This window comes from Streptomyces sp. DSM 106670, from assembly GCF_055792845.1.
Map to the genome: position 1 here is coordinate 5,083,755 of NZ_CM147704.1, position 18,128 is coordinate 5,101,882.

At 67.6% G+C, this 18,128-nt stretch carries 27 protein-coding genes; 25 read left to right on the top strand and 2 right to left on the bottom strand.

Annotation, left to right across the window (positions count from 1 at the left end):
• Positions 1-140: 140 nt before the first annotated feature.
• Positions 141-1,334: an elongation factor Tu gene (gene tuf, locus ACSMXR_RS22585; protein ID WP_003966968.1), complete on the top strand. Its 1,194-nt coding sequence runs from the start codon at positions 141-143 to the stop codon at positions 1,332-1,334.
• Between the two features lie 218 nt (positions 1,335-1,552).
• On the opposite strand, the gene ACSMXR_RS22590 is transcribed toward tuf, so the two are convergent.
• On the bottom strand, positions 1,553-2,278 hold the full coding sequence (locus ACSMXR_RS22590; protein ID WP_137232473.1) for a S1 family peptidase: 726 nt from the start codon (positions 2,276-2,278) through the stop codon (positions 1,553-1,555).
• 147 nt (positions 2,279-2,425) lie between these two features.
• Positions 2,426-4,507 carry a PIG-L family deacetylase gene (locus ACSMXR_RS22595; RefSeq protein ID WP_473169789.1) on the bottom strand — a complete coding sequence of 694 codons (2,082 nt, stop codon included), beginning with the start codon at positions 4,505-4,507 and terminating at the stop codon, positions 2,426-2,428.
• Between the two features lie 614 nt (positions 4,508-5,121).
• On the opposite strand from ACSMXR_RS22595, the gene rpsJ reads away from it, so the two are divergent.
• The 24 genes from rpsJ (at position 5,122) to map (ending at position 18,128) form a co-directional block, all read left to right on the top strand.
• Positions 5,122-5,430: a 30S ribosomal protein S10 gene (gene rpsJ, locus ACSMXR_RS22600; RefSeq protein ID WP_003948644.1), complete on the top strand. Its 309-nt coding sequence runs from the start codon at positions 5,122-5,124 to the stop codon at positions 5,428-5,430.
• Between the two features lie 14 nt (positions 5,431-5,444).
• Entirely contained in the window at positions 5,445-6,089 is a 645-nt protein-coding gene (gene rplC / locus ACSMXR_RS22605) for a 50S ribosomal protein L3 (protein WP_003966960.1), read from the top strand.
• A gap of 4 nt (positions 6,090-6,093) precedes the next feature.
• Positions 6,094-6,744 carry a 50S ribosomal protein L4 gene (gene rplD / locus ACSMXR_RS22610; protein ID WP_003966959.1) on the top strand — a complete coding sequence of 217 codons (651 nt, stop codon included), beginning with the start codon at positions 6,094-6,096 and terminating at the stop codon, positions 6,742-6,744.
• The gene (gene rplW, locus ACSMXR_RS22615; RefSeq protein WP_014154589.1) at positions 6,744-7,067 is read left to right on the top strand and encodes a 50S ribosomal protein L23; all 324 of its coding nucleotides are present in this window, start codon (positions 6,744-6,746) and stop codon (positions 7,065-7,067) included. The genes rplD and rplW overlap by 1 nt, the downstream gene beginning before the upstream one ends.
• A 38-nt stretch (positions 7,068-7,105) precedes the next feature.
• Positions 7,106-7,942 carry a 50S ribosomal protein L2 gene (rplB, locus tag ACSMXR_RS22620; protein WP_003966957.1) on the top strand — a complete coding sequence of 279 codons (837 nt, stop codon included), beginning with the start codon at positions 7,106-7,108 and terminating at the stop codon, positions 7,940-7,942.
• Between the two features lie 12 nt (positions 7,943-7,954).
• The gene (gene rpsS, locus ACSMXR_RS22625) at positions 7,955-8,236 is read left to right on the top strand and encodes a 30S ribosomal protein S19 (RefSeq protein WP_003966956.1); all 282 of its coding nucleotides are present in this window, start codon (positions 7,955-7,957) and stop codon (positions 8,234-8,236) included.
• A gap of 43 nt (positions 8,237-8,279) precedes the next feature.
• Positions 8,280-8,627, top strand: coding sequence for a 50S ribosomal protein L22 (gene rplV / locus ACSMXR_RS22630; RefSeq protein WP_004571827.1), 348 nt, complete (start codon positions 8,280-8,282; stop codon positions 8,625-8,627).
• Positions 8,627-9,463, top strand: coding sequence for a 30S ribosomal protein S3 (gene rpsC / locus ACSMXR_RS22635; RefSeq protein ID WP_007446736.1), 837 nt, complete (start codon positions 8,627-8,629; stop codon positions 9,461-9,463). The genes rplV and rpsC overlap by 1 nt, the downstream gene beginning before the upstream one ends.
• 5 nt (positions 9,464-9,468) lie before the next feature.
• Positions 9,469-9,888: a 50S ribosomal protein L16 gene (gene rplP / locus ACSMXR_RS22640; protein ID WP_003966953.1), complete on the top strand. Its 420-nt coding sequence runs from the start codon at positions 9,469-9,471 to the stop codon at positions 9,886-9,888.
• Positions 9,888-10,112 carry a 50S ribosomal protein L29 gene (rpmC, locus tag ACSMXR_RS22645; protein ID WP_003966952.1) on the top strand — a complete coding sequence of 75 codons (225 nt, stop codon included), beginning with the start codon at positions 9,888-9,890 and terminating at the stop codon, positions 10,110-10,112. Before rplP ends, rpmC begins: the two co-directional genes overlap by 1 nt.
• The gene (gene rpsQ, locus ACSMXR_RS22650; RefSeq protein WP_018960204.1) at positions 10,112-10,396 is read left to right on the top strand and encodes a 30S ribosomal protein S17; all 285 of its coding nucleotides are present in this window, start codon (positions 10,112-10,114) and stop codon (positions 10,394-10,396) included. The genes rpmC and rpsQ overlap by 1 nt, the downstream gene beginning before the upstream one ends.
• A 107-nt stretch (positions 10,397-10,503) precedes the next feature.
• Positions 10,504-10,872 carry a 50S ribosomal protein L14 gene (gene rplN, locus ACSMXR_RS22655; protein WP_003966950.1) on the top strand — a complete coding sequence of 123 codons (369 nt, stop codon included), beginning with the start codon at positions 10,504-10,506 and terminating at the stop codon, positions 10,870-10,872.
• Positions 10,873-10,874: 2 nt separating this feature from the next.
• A complete protein-coding gene (gene rplX, locus ACSMXR_RS22660) occupies positions 10,875-11,198 on the top strand; it encodes a 50S ribosomal protein L24 (protein ID WP_003966949.1) in 324 nt (107 codons plus the stop codon).
• A complete protein-coding gene (gene rplE / locus ACSMXR_RS22665) occupies positions 11,198-11,755 on the top strand; it encodes a 50S ribosomal protein L5 (protein WP_003966948.1) in 558 nt (185 codons plus the stop codon). The genes rplX and rplE overlap by 1 nt, the downstream gene beginning before the upstream one ends.
• A 2-nt stretch (positions 11,756-11,757) precedes the next feature.
• On the top strand, positions 11,758-11,943 hold the full coding sequence (locus ACSMXR_RS22670) for a type Z 30S ribosomal protein S14 (protein WP_003948630.1): 186 nt from the start codon (positions 11,758-11,760) through the stop codon (positions 11,941-11,943).
• 224 nt (positions 11,944-12,167) lie between these two features.
• Positions 12,168-12,566, top strand: coding sequence for a 30S ribosomal protein S8 (gene rpsH / locus ACSMXR_RS22675; RefSeq protein WP_007446728.1), 399 nt, complete (start codon positions 12,168-12,170; stop codon positions 12,564-12,566).
• A gap of 21 nt (positions 12,567-12,587) precedes the next feature.
• Entirely contained in the window at positions 12,588-13,127 is a 540-nt protein-coding gene (gene rplF / locus ACSMXR_RS22680) for a 50S ribosomal protein L6 (protein ID WP_093693506.1), read from the top strand.
• 2 nt (positions 13,128-13,129) lie between these two features.
• Positions 13,130-13,513 (top strand): 50S ribosomal protein L18, encoded by a 384-nt coding sequence (rplR, locus tag ACSMXR_RS22685; RefSeq protein WP_003966945.1) that lies wholly within the window; start codon positions 13,130-13,132, stop codon positions 13,511-13,513.
• A gap of 47 nt (positions 13,514-13,560) precedes the next feature.
• A complete protein-coding gene (rpsE, locus tag ACSMXR_RS22690) occupies positions 13,561-14,163 on the top strand; it encodes a 30S ribosomal protein S5 (RefSeq protein WP_030084329.1) in 603 nt (200 codons plus the stop codon).
• Complete coding sequence (gene rpmD, locus ACSMXR_RS22695; RefSeq protein WP_003966943.1) at positions 14,163-14,345, top strand: 50S ribosomal protein L30; 183 nt, start codon at positions 14,163-14,165, stop codon at positions 14,343-14,345. The genes rpsE and rpmD overlap by 1 nt, the downstream gene beginning before the upstream one ends.
• A 1-nt stretch (position 14,346) precedes the next feature.
• A complete protein-coding gene (gene rplO, locus ACSMXR_RS22700) occupies positions 14,347-14,802 on the top strand; it encodes a 50S ribosomal protein L15 (protein WP_003966942.1) in 456 nt (151 codons plus the stop codon).
• A 380-nt stretch (positions 14,803-15,182) separates the two neighbouring features.
• Entirely contained in the window at positions 15,183-16,496 is a 1,314-nt protein-coding gene (gene secY / locus ACSMXR_RS22705) for a preprotein translocase subunit SecY (RefSeq protein ID WP_030084331.1), read from the top strand.
• The gene (locus tag ACSMXR_RS22710; RefSeq protein ID WP_137232472.1) at positions 16,496-17,155 is read left to right on the top strand and encodes an adenylate kinase; all 660 of its coding nucleotides are present in this window, start codon (positions 16,496-16,498) and stop codon (positions 17,153-17,155) included. Before secY ends, ACSMXR_RS22710 begins: the two co-directional genes overlap by 1 nt.
• Before the next feature lie 136 nt (positions 17,156-17,291).
• Entirely contained in the window at positions 17,292-18,128 is an 837-nt protein-coding gene (gene map / locus ACSMXR_RS22715) for a type I methionyl aminopeptidase (protein ID WP_218525077.1), read from the top strand.

Consider the following 18,128-nt stretch of genomic DNA (forward strand, 5'->3'; position numbering starts at 1 on the left):
TTTAGGCTTGTCACCGGAGCCGGGCGGGCATTTCGCACAGCGCGCGAGCACTGTGCGAAATGCCCCCGGCCCCGGCACCCCAGCAAAGATCACCTGGCGCCGATGAAGCAAGGCGTACAGAACCACTCAGGAGGACCCCAGTGGCGAAGGCAAAGTTCGAGCGGACTAAGCCCCACGTCAACATCGGCACCATCGGTCACATCGACCACGGTAAGACGACCCTCACGGCCGCCATTACCAAGGTGCTGCACGACGCGTACCCGGACCTGAACGAGGCCTCGGCCTTCGACCAGATCGACAAGGCTCCCGAAGAGCGCCAGCGCGGTATCACCATCTCCATCGCGCACGTCGAGTACCAGACGGAGTCGCGTCACTACGCGCACGTCGACTGCCCCGGTCACGCGGACTACATCAAGAACATGATCACGGGTGCCGCGCAGATGGACGGCGCCATCCTCGTGGTCGCCGCCACCGACGGCCCGATGCCGCAGACCAAGGAGCACGTCCTCCTGGCCCGCCAGGTCGGCGTCCCCTACATCGTCGTCGCCCTGAACAAGGCCGACATGGTGGACGACGAGGAGATCCTGGAGCTCGTCGAGCTCGAGGTCCGTGAGCTCCTCTCCGAGTACGAGTTCCCGGGCGACGACGTTCCGGTCGTCAAGGTCTCGGCGCTCAAGGCGCTCGAGGGCGACAAGGAGTGGGGTGAGTCCGTCCTCAACCTGATGAAGGCTGTCGACGAGGCCATCCCGCAGCCCGAGCGTGACGTCGAGAAGCCGTTCCTCATGCCCATCGAGGACGTCTTCACGATCACCGGTCGCGGTACGGTCGTCACCGGCCGCATCGAGCGTGGTGTCCTGAAGGTCAACGAGACCGTCGACATCGTCGGTATCAAGACCGAGAAGACCACCACCACGGTCACCGGCATCGAGATGTTCCGCAAGCTGCTCGACGAGGGCCAGGCCGGTGAGAACGTCGGTCTGCTCCTCCGTGGCATCAAGCGCGAGGACGTCGAGCGCGGCCAGGTCATCATCAAGCCCGGCTCGGTCACCCCGCACACCGAGTTCCAGGCGCAGTCCTACATCCTGTCGAAGGACGAGGGTGGCCGTCACACCCCGTTCTTCAACAACTACCGCCCGCAGTTCTACTTCCGTACCACGGACGTGACGGGCGTTGTGACCCTTCCCGAGGGCACCGAGATGGTCATGCCGGGTGACAACACCCTCATGGACGTCGCGCTGATCCAGCCGGTCGCCATGGAAGAGGGCCTGAAGTTCGCCATCCGTGAGGGTGGCCGGACCGTGGGCGCCGGCCAGGTCACCAAGATCATCAAGTAGTTTCTGCTTGGTCCTTGGACCTGGTGGCTCACTGAGCTGCAAGAAGGGCCCCGCACCTCGAAAGAGGTGCGGGGCCCTTCGGCGTACGTACGTACGGGCGGCCGCGCCGGACATGGTTGTAGGGCCCCGGTACCTCAGGGCGGAGAGGTACGGGGGCCCTACGGTTCAGGGGGACGGCGGGTCGGTCAGGTGCCCGCCGTCCCGGGTGGGGCGTCCGGTCAGACGCCCGCGACCGACTGGATCCAGGAGCGGTAGGCGGTGACGTTGGTGTACGCGGTCGTGGTCTGGCGGTCGCTGGTGGAGGCGACGCCGACCTGGATGCCGTTGGCCGTCATCGGGCCGCCGGAGTCGCCGCCGGCGGTGATGCCGTTGCCCCGGCGGGCGCAGATCGCCGAGCCGCCGTACGCGTCACCGCAGCCGCCGGTGACCGTCACGTTGGCCACCTTCAGGTAGCGCGACTGGCAGTTCGCCTCCGAGCCGCACTGCGAGGTCGCGCCCCAGCCCCAGACCTGGACGCTCTGCCCGACGCTGACCGAGCCCGGCTGGCCGAGGCGGGAGTAGGTGGCCTGCACCGAGCGGTCCAGCCGGACGAGGGCCAGGTCCGCGCTGTGGGTGTACGTCTGGACGCCGTTGGCGACCACACCGCCGCTGTGCTGGTCGAGGCTGCCGATCCGGAACGACAGACCGCCGCCGGTGACGCAGTGCTTGGCGGTGAGGATCCAGGTCGGCGCGATGATCGTCGCCGAACAGGTCTCGCGGCCGTTCGAGAAGAGGCGCGCGGCCCAGGGGGCGTTGGTCGCCTGGCCGCCGCCGATGATCTGGGTGGTCGGGGGCGGGGCGTCCTGCAGAGGAGCCTCGGGGGCGGCCGAGGCGGACGGTGCGAAGAGGGCGAGGACGCAGGCCGCTGCGGCGGCGGCAGCGGGCACGAGTCTGGATATACGCATGATTCCTCGTTTCGCGCGACACGCTGGGTGGGCGTGTCCGTGGGGGATGGTGGGCAACAGGGTGCCGGAGCGCGACGAGGCCGGGGTACTAACGTTTGGGGATAACGCGGCGTTATGGGGCGGCAGTTGGGCCGGGCGCGGCAGCTGCTACGGCCGCCAGGTCCAGGGCGCGCCGTCCGGCCCGAACCCCACGACGACGGGCCGCCCGCCCGCCCCGAGGTGGAGAGCCGCGCCGTCCAGGGCGACCGGGCCCTGCGACCGTACGGCAGTGCCCTCGGCGGTACGCAGCTGGATCCGGCCCTCCGCGGTCCGGCCGAGCAGGACCGGGCCGCCGCTCGGCGCGGCGGCGGCGGTCACCGGACCGTACCCGCCGAAGCGGGGCGCGGGGGCGGGGTCGGTCCGGACGGCGGTGAGCCGTTCCCGTGCGGCCGGCCGGTAGTACAGCTCCACGGACCCGTCGGGCGCCGGGAGTGCGCCGGGCGCGTGCGCGGGAACGGGGGAGTCGGTGAGCTGGGTACGGGCGGTGACATCGGTGCCCGGGGCGTCCTGGGTCCAGTGGTGCACGGCGTGGTGCCCGGCCGCGTACACATGGACGCGCCCCGCCGCGTCCACGACCGCGCTCAGCCCGTCCTGCACCTCGCCGCCGCCCATGTCGCGCCAGCCGCTCCAGCGGCCGGTGACCGCGTCGCGCACCCGGGTGCTGAGCCCCTTCTCCGCGTTGCGTACGAAGAGGTGGACGCGGCCGTCCGGTGCGGTGACGGCGACCGGTATCCCTATGCGGCGGCCGTGGTCGCGGCCCGCCGCGGGGTTGCCGAGCCCCCGCCAGGCCAGGAAGGGGCCGTCCGGTGAGCGCTGTTCCAGGAGCACGATCTCGCGCTCGTTGGGCGTGCCCTGTCCGCCGAGCGCCGCGAACCGCAGCCCGAACAGCAGTTGCCGCCCGTCCGCCGTCGTCGCGGAGCCCAGCACCGGGGCGAGCGGACCGCCGCCGAGGTCGTCCGGCGCGTCCCGGAGCCCGCTGCCGGGCGCGCTCTCGCTCCACCGCACGGCCCGCAGCCCCAGCACCCCGTAGACGGTGAGCCGCCCGTCCGGGGCGGCGGCGACGACGGCCCGGGGGCCCGGGTAGCGGTGCTGGGTGGAGCGGACCCAGCCCTTGCGGTTGGTCAGCGGCCGGTCGCCGCCGACGTTGTAGTCGCCGCAGCCGGACGGGTTGCCGCACTCCCAGTCGGGGGCGCCGCCGTACGGGACGAGGTGGGCGGCCTTCCGCTCCAGCACCGCGGGCGGCAGGTTCTTGGGCCAGTGCCGGTTGTAGTACCCGCGGAACGAGGCGACGACGAACCCGGGCACCGGCTCCCCGCGCCCCGTCGTGGCCGCCACCCAGCGGATCAGGGCCGCCCAGGCGAAGCTCGCGGCGGCGGTGTGGTCGGCGTGGTCGGAGTACCCGTGCTGCTCGCTGTCCCGGCGGCGCTCGTACTCGCTGCTGAACTGGAGGTCGGGGTCCGGGTCGAGGGTGTGCACGAGCGTCGGCCGGTACTCCGCCAGCAGCCCCACGAGAACGTCGACGAGGGAGTCGTACGTGTAGGAACCGGCCCGCTCCAGCGGCGAGTCGTCGGCGACGACGGTACGCAGCACGAGCCGGCGGTCCTGCCAGAGACTGGGCAGCCCGAGGCGGCCGCGCGCGGTGTGCATCGCGGTGTTCAGGAAGACCAGCTCGACCCGGCGCACCCCGTCGACCAGGATGTTCAGCTCGGCCCGGTGGCCGCCGCGCAGGGAGATGACGGACTTCTGCCAGGGCGTGAACCGGTCGAGCCCGAGCAGCTCGGCGTACGCCTGGCGCAGCCCCTGGTGCCGGGCGGAGGAGTACGCGGCGCGGTCGGGGGCCGGGCGCGGGGCCCCGGGAACCTTGTTCAGCCCGTCGGCCTCGCCCGCCGTGAGGTAGACGCAGACCACGGGCGTCCCGGCGTCGAGGGCCTCCCGGGTGTCCGGGTTCATGAAGTAGAGGTCGTCGTCGGGGTGGGCCAGCAGCTGCATCAGCAGCGCCCGCCGCGCCCTGCTGATCGCCAGCCCGGGCGCGGGATCGGGCACCGGGCCCCGGCGGCGGGGCGCCGGCACGGAACATCCGGCGAGCGCGGCCGCCGCGGCGGTGGCCCCGGCGGCGAGCAGAGCCGTGCGCCGGGGCGGGCCGGTACGCCGGGGCAGGTCTGTCCGAGGCAGGGCAGATCGATCCGTCACGCCGCGTACTCCGTCCGCTTCCCCCGCAGCGGGCGAACGGTCGCCCTGTCCTGCGTACTCCTTGGTCGTGCGCAGGTCAGCGGCGGTCGAGCCGCGCCTGCGGGGGAGTAGACGGAGGGAGGGGCGGGCGGGTTGCCCGGTCAGGGCGTGGGGTTGCGCACCGGACACGCGTCGACGGTGTCGTCAGGTCCGTGGGGGCTTCGGCTCCGCCGGATGCGCGCCCGCGTTTGAGTACTCGCTCGGCCGGGGTAGGATTCCCGACTCGATTGGCCAGGCCCGCGCCCCGTATGGCACACTGACCAGGTTGCTCGGTTGAGTGTCAATGCTGCGCGCCTCCCGCCGGGAGGACCGGAAGCGAGTCCCACAGTACTCGTCGGCCCCCAGGGCCGGACGTACGGGAATCTTCCGGGAAGCAATGCAGGGCGCCGGCCAGGCACCCGGTGGGTGTTCCGCCCCCGGTTCCGCGGTCTCAGGGTCCGCACCCCCTTGGTTGGGATCTCCTTCGGGAGATTTTCGTAGAGGGGATGCGACACGCCCGACCGCGTGGGTCGGAGGAGGAGTCCAGAGAACCCCCGGGTTCCAGAGCGTTACGAGAGACAGGACTACTAGTAGCCATGGCGGGACAGAAGATCCGCATCCGGCTCAAGGCCTACGACCACGAGGTCATCGACTCCTCGGCGAAGAAGATCGTCGAGACGGTGACCCGCACTGGTGCGTCGGTCGCGGGCCCGGTGCCGCTGCCCACTGAGAAGAACGTGTACTGCGTCATCAAGTCGCCGCACAAGTACAAGGACTCTCGCGAGCACTTCGAGATGCGCACGCACAAGCGCCTCATCGACATTCTCGACCCCACGCCGAAGACGGTTGACTCGCTGATGCGCCTCGACCTGCCGGCTGGCGTCGACATCGAGATCAAGCTCTGAGGGGACGGGCCGAGATGAGCAAGAACATCAAGGGCGTCCTGGGCGAGAAGCTCGGCATGACCCAGGTCTGGGACGAGAACAACCGGGTTGTCCCGGTGACCGTCGTCAAGGCCGGTCCGTGCGTCGTGACGCAGGTCCGTACGAACGACAGCGACGGCTACGAAGCGGTCCAGATCGCCTTCGGCGAGATCGACCCGCGCAAGGTGAACAAGCCCCTCAAGGGTCACTTCGCCAAGGCCGACGTCACCCCGCGCCGCCACCTGGTGGAGCTCCGCACCCCTGACGCCAGCGAGTACACGCTGGGCCAGGAGGTCACTGCCGAGGTGTTCGAGTCCGGCGTCAAGGTCGACGTCACGGGCAAGAGCAAGGGCAAGGGCTTCGCCGGTGTCATGAAGCGTCACAACTTCAAGGGCCTCGGCGCCGGGCACGGCACCCAGCGCAAGCACCGTTCCCCCGGTTCCATCGGTGGCTGCGCCACCCCTGGGCGTGTCTTCAAGGGCATGCGCATGGCGGGCCGCATGGGTAACGAGCGCGTCACCACCCAGAACCTGACCATCCACGCGGTTGACGCGGAGAAGGGTCTGCTCCTCATCAAGGGCGCGGTCCCCGGTCCGAACGGCGGCCTCGTCCTGGTCCGTACCGCGGCCAAGGGGGCTTGAGGTAATGAGCACCATTGACATCCTTTCGCCGGCAGGCGACAAGGCCGGTACCGTCGACCTCCCCGCGGAGATCTTCGACGCGAAGACCAGCGTTCCGCTGATCCACCAGGTCGTTGTCGCTCAGCTGGCGGCTGCCCGTCAGGGCACGCACAAGACCAAGCGCCGCGGCGAAGTCCGCGGTGGTGGCAAGAAGCCTTACCGCCAGAAGGGCACCGGCCGCGCCCGTCAGGGTTCGACCCGCGCCCCGCAGTTCGCCGGTGGTGGCGTCGTCCACGGCCCGCAGCCGCGTGACTACTCGCAGCGGACCCCGAAGAAGATGAAGGCCGCCGCCCTGCGCGGTGCCCTCTCGGACCGGGCCCGTCACTCCCGTATCCACGTCGTCACCGGCGTGGTCGAGGGTGCCGCCTCCACGAAGGCCGCCAAGACGCTGCTCGGCAAGATCTCGGAGCGCCAGAACCTGCTCCTGGTCGTCGACCGCGCCGACGAGGCCGCGTGGCTGTCCGCGCGCAACCTGCCCCAGGTGCACATCCTGGAGCCGGGCCAGCTCAACACGTACGACGTGATCGTCTCTGACGACGTGGTCTTCACCCAGGCCGCTTTCGAGTCCTTCGTGTCTGGCCCCCAGACCGCTGAGACCGAAGGGAGCGACGCCTGATGAGCGAGGCGACCGTTACCAGCAAGACGTACTCGGACCCGCGTGACGTTCTCGTCAAGCCCGTGGTCTCCGAGAAGAGCTACGCGCTGCTCGACGAGAACAAGTACACGTTCATCGTCGCGCCCGGCTCCAACAAGACCCAGATCAAGCAGGCCGTGGAAGCGGTCTTCTCGGTCAAGGTCACCGGGGTCAACACGATCAACCGGCAGGGTAAGCGCAAGCGCACCAAGACCGGCTTCGGCAAGCGCGCCGACACGAAGCGCGCCATCGTGACCCTCGCCGAGGGCGACCGTATCGACATCTTCGGCGGCCCGACCTCCTAGTGAGGTCGAGTCGTCCGGAATCGGACGAGGACTGAGAAATGGGTATCCGCAAGTACAAGCCGACGACCCCGGGCCGTCGTGGCTCCAGCGTCGCCGACTTTGTCGAGATCACGCGGTCCACGCCGGAGAAGTCGCTGGTCCGCCCCCTGCACAGCAAGGGCGGCCGTAACAACGCCGGTCGTGTGACCGTTCGCCACCAGGGTGGTGGCCACAAGCGCGCCTACCGCGTGATCGACTTCCGTCGTCACGACAAGGACGGCGTGCCGGCCAAGGTCGCGCACATCGAGTACGACCCGAACCGCACCGCGCGCATCGCGCTGCTGCACTACGCGGACGGCGAGAAGCGTTACATCGTCGCTCCCCGTGGCCTGTCGCAGGGTGACCGTGTCGAGAACGGTCCGACCGCCGACATCAAGCCCGGCAACAACCTGGCGCTGCGCAACATCCCGGTCGGTACGACCATCCACGCCATCGAGCTGCGGCCCGGCGGCGGCGCGAAGTTCGCCCGTTCCGCGGGTGCCTCCGTGCAGCTGCTGGCGAAGGAGGGCACCATGGCCCACCTTCGTATGCCGTCGGGTGAGATCCGCCTGGTCGACGCGCGCTGCCGCGCGACGATCGGTGAGGTCGGCAACGCCGAGCAGTCGAACATCAACTGGGGCAAGGCCGGCCGCATGCGCTGGAAGGGCGTTCGCCCGACCGTCCGCGGTGTCGCGATGAACCCGGTTGACCACCCGCACGGTGGTGGTGAAGGCAAGACCTCCGGTGGACGTCACCCGGTCTCGCCGTGGGGTCAGAAGGAGGGTCGTACTCGTTCTCCCAAGAAGGCGAGCAACAAGTACATCGTCCGCCGCCGCAAGACGAACAAGAAGCGCTAGGAGCGGGTTTAGATGCCGCGCAGTCTCAAGAAGGGGCCCTTCGTCGACGGCCACCTCATCAAGAAGGTGGACGTACAGAACGAGGCAGGCACCAAGAACGTCATCAAGACCTGGTCCCGTCGCTCGATGATCGTCCCGGCCATGCTGGGTCACACCATCGCGGTGCACAACGGCAAGATCCACGTCCCGGTGTTCGTCACCGAGTCGATGGTCGGCCACAAGCTCGGCGAGTTCTCGCCGACTCGCACCTTCCGCGGCCACGTCAAGGACGACCGGAAGTCGAAGCGCCGCTAAGCGCGGGGTGGAAACGACTATGACTTACACCGAAGGGACAACCATGGAAGCCAGGGCCCAGGCGCGGTACATCCGCGTCACGCCCATGAAGGCCCGCCGAGTGGTGGACCTCATCCGTGGCATGGATGCCACGGAGGCTCAGGCGGTCCTGCGTTTCGCCCCGCAGGCCGCGAGCGTGCCGGTTGGCAAGGTGCTGGACAGCGCCATCGCCAACGCTGCACACAACTACGACCACACCGACGCCTCTTCGCTGGTCATCAGCGAGGCGTACGTGGACGAGGGCCCGACCCTGAAGCGGTTCCGTCCGCGTGCTCAGGGCCGTGCCTACCGGATCCGTAAGCGGACCAGCCACATCACCGTGGTCGTCAGCAGCAAGGAAGGAACCCGGTAATGGGCCAGAAGGTAAACCCGCACGGGTTCCGGCTCGGCATCACCACGGACTTCAAGTCCCGCTGGTACGCCGACAAGCTGTACAAGGACTACGTCAAGGAAGACGTCGCCATTCGTCGCATGATGACGAAGGGCATGGAGCGGGCCGGCATCTCGAAGGTCGAGATCGAGCGCACCCGCGACCGCGTCCGCGTTGACATCCACACCGCCCGCCCGGGCATCGTCATCGGTCGCCGTGGCGCCGAGGCCGATCGCATCCGCGGCGAGCTGGAGAAGCTGACCGGCAAGCAGGTCCAGCTGAACATCCTCGAGGTCAAGAACCCCGAGGTGGACGCTCAGCTGGTGGCCCAGGCCGTCGCCGAGCAGCTCTCCTCCCGCGTCTCCTTCCGTCGTGCCATGCGCAAGAGCATGCAGAGCTCGATGAAGGCCGGCGCCAAGGGCATCAAGATCCAGTGCGGCGGTCGCCTCGGCGGCGCCGAGATGTCCCGCTCGGAGTTCTACCGCGAGGGCCGCGTGCCCCTGCACACGCTCCGTGCGAACGTGGACTACGGCTTCTTCGAGGCCAAGACGACCTTCGGCCGCATCGGCGTGAAGGTCTGGATCTACAAGGGCGACGTCAAGAACATCGCCGAGGTTCGCGCCGAGAACGCCGCGGCCCGCGCCGGTAACCGTCCGGCTCGTGGCGGCGCTGACCGCCCGGCCGGCCGCGGTGGCCGTGGTGGCGAGCGTGGCGGTCGCGGCCGTAAGCCGCAGCAGTCGCCGGCAGCCGAGGCCCCCAAGGCCGACGCTCCCGCCGCCGCTGCTCCGGCTGCTGAGAGCACCGGAACGGAGGCCTGACCGAAATGCTGATCCCCCGTAGGGTCAAGCACCGCAAGCAGCACCACCCGAAGCGCAGCGGTATGTCCAAGGGTGGCACGCAGGTTGCGTTCGGCGAGTACGGCATCCAGGCGCTGACCCCGGCGTACGTGACGAACCGTCAGATCGAGTCCGCTCGTATCGCGATGACCCGTCACATCAAGCGTGGCGGCAAGGTCTGGATCAACATCTACCCGGACCGTCCCCTGACGAAGAAGCCCGCCGAGACCCGCATGGGTTCCGGTAAGGGTTCTCCCGAGTGGTGGATCGCGAACGTCAAGCCCGGTCGGGTGATGTTCGAGCTGTCCTACCCGAACGAGAAGATTGCTCGTGAGGCGCTCACCCGCGCTGCTCACAAGCTTCCGATGAAGTGCCGGATCGTTCGGCGCGAGGCAGGTGAGTCGTGATGTCGGCCGGTACCAAGGCGTCCGAGCTGCGCGAGCTGGGCGACGAGGAGCTCCTCAACAAGCTCCGCGAAGCCAAGGAAGAGCTGTTCAACCTCCGCTTCCAGGCGGCGACGGGCCAGCTCGAGAACCACGGCCGGCTCAAGTCCGTCCGTAAGGACATCGCCCGGATCTACACCCTGATGCGTGAGCGCGAGCTGGGCATCGAGACGGTGGAGAGCGCCTGATGAGCGAGAAGACTGTGACTGAGACGAACACCGACCGCGGTTTCCGCAAGACCCGTGAGGGTCTGGTCGTCAGCGACAAGATGGACAAGACCGTCGTCGTCGCTGTCGAGGACCGCGTCAAGCACGCGCTGTACGGCAAGGTCATCCGCCGTACCAACAAGCTCAAGGCCCACGACGAGCAGAACTCTGCGGGCGTCGGCGACCGCGTCATCATCATGGAGACGCGTCCGCTGTCGGCCTCGAAGCGCTGGCGCATCGTCGAGATCCTCGAGAAGGCCAAGTAATTCCTGAGGGATTCTCCCCTCAGGTCAGTTCCGCCAGGCTCGGTGGGGTGCCTCCCCGGTAACGGAGAGGCACCCGCCGGGAACCGGCAGACGATCAGGAGATAGACGTGATCCAGCAGGAGTCGCGACTGCGCGTCGCCGACAACACGGGTGCGAAGGAAATTCTCACCATTCGTGTTCTCGGTGGCTCGGGTCGCCGCTACGCGGGTATCGGTGACGTCATCGTCGCCACCGTCAAGGACGCGATCCCCGGTGGCAACGTGAAGAAGGGTGACGTCGTCAAGGCCGTCATCGTTCGCACCGTCAAGGAGCGTCGTCGTCAGGATGGCTCGTACATCCGCTTCGACGAGAACGCCGCCGTCATTCTGAAGAACGACGGCGACCCCCGCGGCACCCGCATCTTCGGCCCGGTGGGCCGGGAGCTGCGCGAGAAGAAGTTCATGAAGATCATCTCGCTCGCGCCGGAGGTGCTGTAAGCATGAAGATCAAGAAGGGCGACCTGGTTCAGGTCATCACCGGTAAGGACAAGGGCAAGCAGGGCAAGGTCATCGTGGCCTACCCCGCTCAGGACCGCGTCCTCGTCGAGGGTGTCAACCGGGTCAAGAAGCACACCAAGGCCGGTCAGACGGCTCGCGGTTCGCAGACGGGTGGCATTGTCACCACCGAGGCCCCGATCCACGTCAGCAACGTTCAGCTGGTTGTGGAGAAGGACGGCAACAAGGTTGTCACCCGCGTCGGCTACCGCTTTGACGACGAGGGCAACAAGATCCGCGTTGCCAAGCGGACCGGTGAGGACATCTGATGACTGCCACCACTGCGCCGCGTCTCAAGACGCGCTACCGCGAGGAAATCGCCGGCAAGCTGCGTGAGGAGTTCTCGTACGAGAACGTCATGCAGGTTCCCGGTCTGGTCAAGATCGTGGTCAACATGGGTGTGGGCGACGCCGCCCGCGACTCCAAGCTGATCGACGGTGCCGTCAAGGACCTCACCACGATCACCGGCCAGAAGCCGGCCGTCACGAAGGCCCGCAAGTCCATCGCGCAGTTCAAGCTGCGCGAGGGCCAGCCGATCGGCTGCCACGTCACCCTCCGCGGTGACCGGATGTGGGAGTTCCTGGACCGTACGCTGTCGCTCGCGCTTCCGCGTATCCGTGACTTCCGTGGCCTGTCGCCGAAGCAGTTCGACGGCCGTGGCAACTACACCTTCGGTCTCACGGAGCAGGTCATGTTCCACGAGATCGACCAGGACAAGATCGACCGGGTCCGGGGCATGGACATCACCGTGGTCACCACGGCGACCAACGACGACGAGGGTCGTGCCCTCCTTCGTCACCTCGGCTTCCCGTTCAAGGAGAACTGACCGTGGCGAAGAAGGCTCTGATCGCTAAGGCCGCCCGTAAGCCGAAGTTCGGCGTTCGCGGGTACACCCGCTGCCAGCGCTGCGGCCGGCCCCACTCCGTCTACCGCAAGTTCGGCCTGTGCCGCGTGTGCCTTCGTGAGATGGCTCACCGTGGCGAGCTGCCGGGCGTGACCAAGAGCTCCTGGTAACTCCCCTCCGCCCTCGGGCAAAGGGAAGTTCCGGAGACTCTCGGTAAGCATCTGGGTCGGCAGGAGCCCGTCCTTTCATGCCGTAGGCTTGAAGGGTTGGGCGCCTGCCGCCCAAGACCGACTTACTACGCCGTAGGTCCCCGCACCGCACCCGTCCCGCCACTGAGTGGGGAGAGGGATGGCGCATACAGGAAACCCCGGCGAGAGAGGCCGAAGGCCAACTCATGACCATGACTGATCCCATCGCAGACATGCTCACGCGTCTGCGTAACGCGAACTCGGCATATCACGACGATGTCTCGATGCCGCACAGCAAGATCAAGTCGCACATCGCGGAGATCCTCCAGCAGGAGGGCTTCATCACCGGCTGGAAGGTCGAGGACGCCGAGGTCGGCAAGAACCTCGTCCTCGAGCTGAAGTTCGGCCCGAACCGCGAGCGCTCGATCGCCGGCATCAAGCGGATTTCGAAGCCGGGTCTGCGTGTATACGCAAAGTCCACCAACCTGCCGAAGGTTCTCGGCGGCCTGGGCGTGGCGATCATCTCCACGTCCCACGGCCTCCTGACCGGCCAGCAGGCAGGCAAGAAGGGCGTAGGTGGGGAAGTCCTCGCCTACGTCTGGTAGTCGGGAAAGGAAGGAAAGCTCATGTCGCGAATCGGCAAGCTCCCCATCCAGGTTCCCGCCGGTGTGGACGTCACCATCGATGGCCGTACGGTCGCCGTGAAGGGCCCCAAGGGTTCCCTCACGCACACCGTTGCCGCGCCGATCGAGGTCTCCAAGGGTGAGGACGGCGTGCTCAACGTCTCCCGCCCGAACGACGAGCGTCAGAACAAGGCCCTCCACGGCCTGTCCCGCACGCTGGTGGCGAACATGATCACCGGTGTGACCACGGGTTACAGCAAGGCGCTCGAGATCAGCGGTGTCGGTTACCGCGTCCAGGCGAAGGGCTCCAACCTGGAGTTCGCCCTGGGCTACAGCCACCCGATCCTCATCGAGGCTCCGGAAGGCATCACCTTCAAGGTCGAGTCGCCCACGAAGCTCAGCGTCGAGGGCATCGACAAGCAGAAGGTCGGCGAGGTAGCCGCCAACATCCGCAAGCTGCGGAAGCCCGACCCGTACAAGGCCAAGGGCGTCAAGTACGCGGGCGAGGTCATCCGCCGCAAGGTCGGAAAGGCTGGTAAGTAGCCATGGCATACGGTGTGAAGATCGCCAAGGGCGACGCGTACAAGCGCGCTGCTCGCAAGCGGCGCCACATCCGCGTCCGCAAGCACCTGTCGGGTTCGCCGGAGCGTCCCCGTCTGGTCGTGACGCGTTCCAACCGCCACATCGTGGCCCAGGTCATCGACGACATCGCGGGCCACACGCTCGCGTCGGCGTCGACCCTGGACACCTCGATCCGTGGTGGCGAGGGTGACAAGAGCGCCCAGGCCCAGCAGGTCGGCGCCCTTGTCGCCGAGCGCGCCAAGGCCGCAGGCGTCGAGGCCGTCGTGTTTGACCGCGGTGGTAACCAGTACGCCGGGCGGATTGCCGCTCTGGCTGACGCCGCCCGTGAAGCCGGGCTGAAGTTCTAAGCCCCGGTTCCTACGCACAGCGGACGTAACAGAGAGAGGTAAATCCAATGGCTGGACCCCAGCGCCGCGGAAGCGGTGCCGGTGGCGGCGAGCGGCGGGACCGGAAGGGCCGTGACGGTGGCGCTGCCGCCGAGAAGACCGCGTACGTCGAGCGTGTCGTCGCGATCAACCGCGTCGCCAAGGTTGTGAAGGGTGGTCGTCGCTTCAGCTTCACCGCGCTGGTCGTGGTGGGCGATGGTGACGGCACCGTCGGTGTCGGATACGGCAAGGCCAAGGAAGTTCCCGCGGCCATCGCCAAGGGTGTCGAAGAGGCCAAGAAGAACTTCTTCAAGGTCCCGCGCATCCAGGGCACCATCCCTCACCCGATCACGGGCGAGAAGGCTGCGGGCGTCGTCCTGCTCAAGCCGGCTTCCCCCGGTACCGGTGTTATCGCCGGTGGCCCGGTGCGTGCCGTGCTCGAGTGCGCCGGCGTTCACGACATCCTGTCGAAGTCGCTTGGTTCGTCCAACGCGATCAACATCGTGCACGCGACCGTGGCGGCCCTCCAGGGCCTGCAGCGTCCCGAGGAGATCGCGGCCCGCCGTGGTCTGCCCCTCGAGGACGTCGCCCCCGCGGCTCTGCTTCGTGCACGTGCGGGAGCGGGTGCGTAATGGCTCGCCTCAAGATCACGCAGACGAAGTCGTACATCGGCAGCAAGCAGAACCACCGCGACACCCTGCGTTCGCTCGGGCTCAAGCGCCTGAACGACTCGGTTGTCAAGGAGGACCGCCCCGAGTTCCGCGGAATGGTGCACACCGTCCGCCACCTCGTGACGGTTGAGGAGGTTGACTGACATGGCGGAGAACAGCCCGCTGAAGGCCCACAACCTCCGGCCTGCCCCGGGCGCCAAGACCGCCAAGACCCGTGTGGGTCGTGGTGAGGCGTCCAAGGGTAAGACCGCAGGCCGTGGTACCAAGGGTACGAAGGCCCGTTACCAGGTTCCGGAGCGCTTCGAGGGTGGCCAGATGCCCCTCCACATGCGTCTCCCGAAGCTCAAGGGCTTCAAGAACCCGTTCCGCACGGAGTACCAGGTCGTGAACCTGGACAAGCTCGCGACGCTCTACCCCGAGGGTGGAGAGGTCACGGTGGCCGATCTGGTCGCCAAGGGCGCTGTGCGCAACAACCACCTCGTCAAGGTCCTCGGACAGGGCGAGATCTCCGTGGCACTGCAGGTTTCGGTTGACGCCGTCTCCGGCTCCGCCAAGGAGAAGATCACCGCCGCCGGCGGTACGGTCACCGAGCTCGTCTGAGCCGCGGGACAGAACTGGGCCTGGCCGGCCGCCTCTTCGGAGGTGGCCGGCCAGGCTTTTCCGTGTTTACGGCGCTGTACGGGAACCGTAAAGGCTCGGGAAAGGTTGAACGAGTGTCCACCGCACCGGCGGTGGGGGAGTCCGAGGTCGTTCACGTCCCAAATGGTGTGGCTTGGCCGGTCTTTCACGGCGCGGGCCGGGAGACGGGCGGTGCACCGGTGTGCGGCGCGTGTTTCCTGCTCAGTCCCGGGCCGGGTAGGGTGGCGCCGTTAATCTTTTGTGGCCTCCTTACGATGTAGGGCTGCCTTGTACCCGATCCCATCCAGACCCATCCAGACCCGTCGCCTCTGACGCATAGCGCGGGGGTCGCAGGAGGCACCGTGTTCACCGCGTTCGCCCGAGCGTTCAAGACGCCCGACCTGCGCAAGAAGCTGCTCTTCACGCTCGGCATCATCGTGATCTACCGGCTCGGGGCGCACATCCCGGCCCCGGGCGTCGACTACTCGAAGGTGCAGCAGTGCATCGACCAGGCCGACTCGGGTGGTCTCCTCGGTCTGATGCAGATGTTCAGCGGTGGCGCTCTTCTGCAGATCACCATCTTCGCGCTCGGCATCATGCCGTACATCACGGCCAGCATCATTCTCCAGCTGCTGACCGTCGTGATCCCGCGCCTGGAAGCCCTGAAGAAGGAGGGGCAGTCCGGCACGGCGAAGATCACGCAGTACACGCGTTATCTGACAGTCGCGCTCGCCGTCCTCCAGGGCACCGGCCTCGTCGCCACCGCCCGCAGCGGTGCGCTCTTCCAGAACTGCTCCGTGGGCGACCAGATCGTCGCGGACAAGTCGGTCTTCACCACGGTCATCATGGTCCTCACCATGACCGCCGGTACGGCCGCCGTCATGTGGCTCGGCGAGCTCATCACCGACCGCGGCATCGGCAACGGCATGTCGATCCTCATGTTCATCTCGATCGCCGCCACGTTCCCCGGCGCCCTGTGGGCCATCAAGGAGAGCGGCAAGCTGGCCGACGGATGGATCGAGTTCGGCACCGTCATCCTCATCGGCTTCGTGATGGTCGGCCTCGTCGTCTTCGTCGAGCAGGCCCAGCGCCGGATCCCGGTGCAGTACGCGAAGCGCATGATCGGACGCCGGTCCTACGGCGGTACGTCCACGTACATCCCGCTGAAGGTGAACCAGGCCGGTGTGATTCCGGTCATCTTCGCCTCGTCGCTGCTCTACATCCCGGCGCTGATCGTCCAGTTCTCCAACTCCCAGGCAGGCTGGGCGACCTGGATCCAGGACAACTTCGTGACCGGTGACCACCCGTACTACATCGCGACGTACTTCGTACTCATCGTGTTCTTCGCCTTCTTCTACGTGGCCATTTCGTTCAACCCCGACGAAGTCGCCGACAACATGAAGAAGTATGGTGGCTTCATCCCGGGTATCCGGGCAGGTCGACCTACTGCCGAGTATCTGAGCTACGTGCTCAACAGGATCACTTGGCCGGGCTCGCTGTACCTGGGCCTGATCGCTCTGGTGCCGACGATGGCGTTGGCAGGCTTCGGCGGTGCGAACCAGAACTTCCCGTTCGGCGGGACGAGCATCCTCATCATCGTGGGTGTGGGTCTGGAAACCGTGAAGCAGATCGAGAGTCAGCTCCAGCAGCGCAATTACGAAGGGTTCCTCCGCTGATGCGAATCGTCCTCGTCGGGCCTCCGGGCGCCGGCAAGGGAACGCAGGCTGCGTACCTTGCTCAGAACCTCTCGATTCCGCACATCGCCACGGGCGACCTCTTCCGCGCCAACATCAGCCAGGGCACCGACCTTGGCAAGCAGGCCCGCGCCTACATGGACGCGGGGCAGCTGGTGCCGGACGAGGTCACCATCGGGATGGCCAAGGACCGCATGGGCCAGTCGGACGCCGTGAACGGCTTCCTGCTGGACGGGTTCCCGCGGAACGTGGGCCAGGCCGAAGCCCTGGACGTGATGCTCAAGGACGAGGGCGTGAAGCTGGACGCGGTCCTCGATCTCGAGGTCCCCGAGGACGAGGTCGTGAAGCGGATCGCGGGTCGCCGGGTCTGCCGCAACAACAGCGCGCACGTCTTCCACCTGACGTACAACCCGCCGAAGACCGAGGGCGTCTGCGACGCCTGCGGCGGCGAGCTGTACCAGCGGGACGACGACAGCGAGGAGACCGTCCGCACCCGGCTGGAGGTCTACCACACGCAGACCGAGCCGATCATCGACTACTACCGGGCCCAGGGCCTCGTGGTGACGATCTCCGCGCTGGGCAAGGTCGCGGATGTGACCGCCCGCGCCATGGAGGCGCTCAAGGCCTCCGACAAGGCCTGAGCCCCACCCCCGTACCACACACGCGTAGTGCAAGCCGGCCGCGGCGCCTCAGGGCGCCGCGGCCGACTGCTTGCGCCCGTATCGTTGAACACGCCGAGCCGTACCCGTCACCGTCGATGCAGAGAGGCGCCGAGCAATGGTGCAGATCAAGACCCCCGAGCAGATCGCGAAGATGCGCGAGGCGGGCCTGGTGGTCGCTGCCATTCACGCCGCCACCCGTGAGGCGGCCGTTCCCGGGGCCACCACGCGGGATCTGGACCAGGTCGCCCGGAAGGTGATCGCCGACCACGGGGCGAAGTCGAACTTCCTCGGGTACGGCGGGTTCCCCGCGACCATCTGCACCTCGGTCAACGAGGTCGTCGTCCACGGCATCCCGGACGAGAAGACCGTTCTCAAGGACGGCGACATCATCTCGATCGACGCCGGCGCGATCGTGGACGGCTGGCACGGTGACGCGGCCTACACCGCCTTCGTGGGCACCGGTCACGCTCCGGAGCTGATCGAGCTCTCCCGGGTGACCGAGGAGTCGATGTGGGCCGGGATCGCCGCGATGAAGGCGAACAACCGCCTCGTCGACATCTCCCGGGCCATCGAGACCTACATCCGCCGCCAGCCCCGGCCGGCGACCGGCAAGTACGGGATCATCGAGGACTTCGGCGGCCATGGCATCGGCACCGAGATGCACATGGACCCGCACCTGCTGAACTACGTCTCCCGCAAGCGCGGCAAGGGCATCAAGCTGGTCCCGGGCGTCTGCCTGGCGATCGAGCCGATGGTGTCGCTGGGCACGGCCCGCACGGAGACCCTGAGCGACGACTGGACGGTCATCACGACGGACGGCACCTGGTCCTCGCACTGGGAGCACTCCATCGCGCTGACCGAGCAGGGCCCGCTGGTCCTGACCTCGCCGGACTGCGGGAAGGCGAAGCTCGCGGAGTACGGGATCACGGCCGCGCCCGACCCGCTGGGCTGA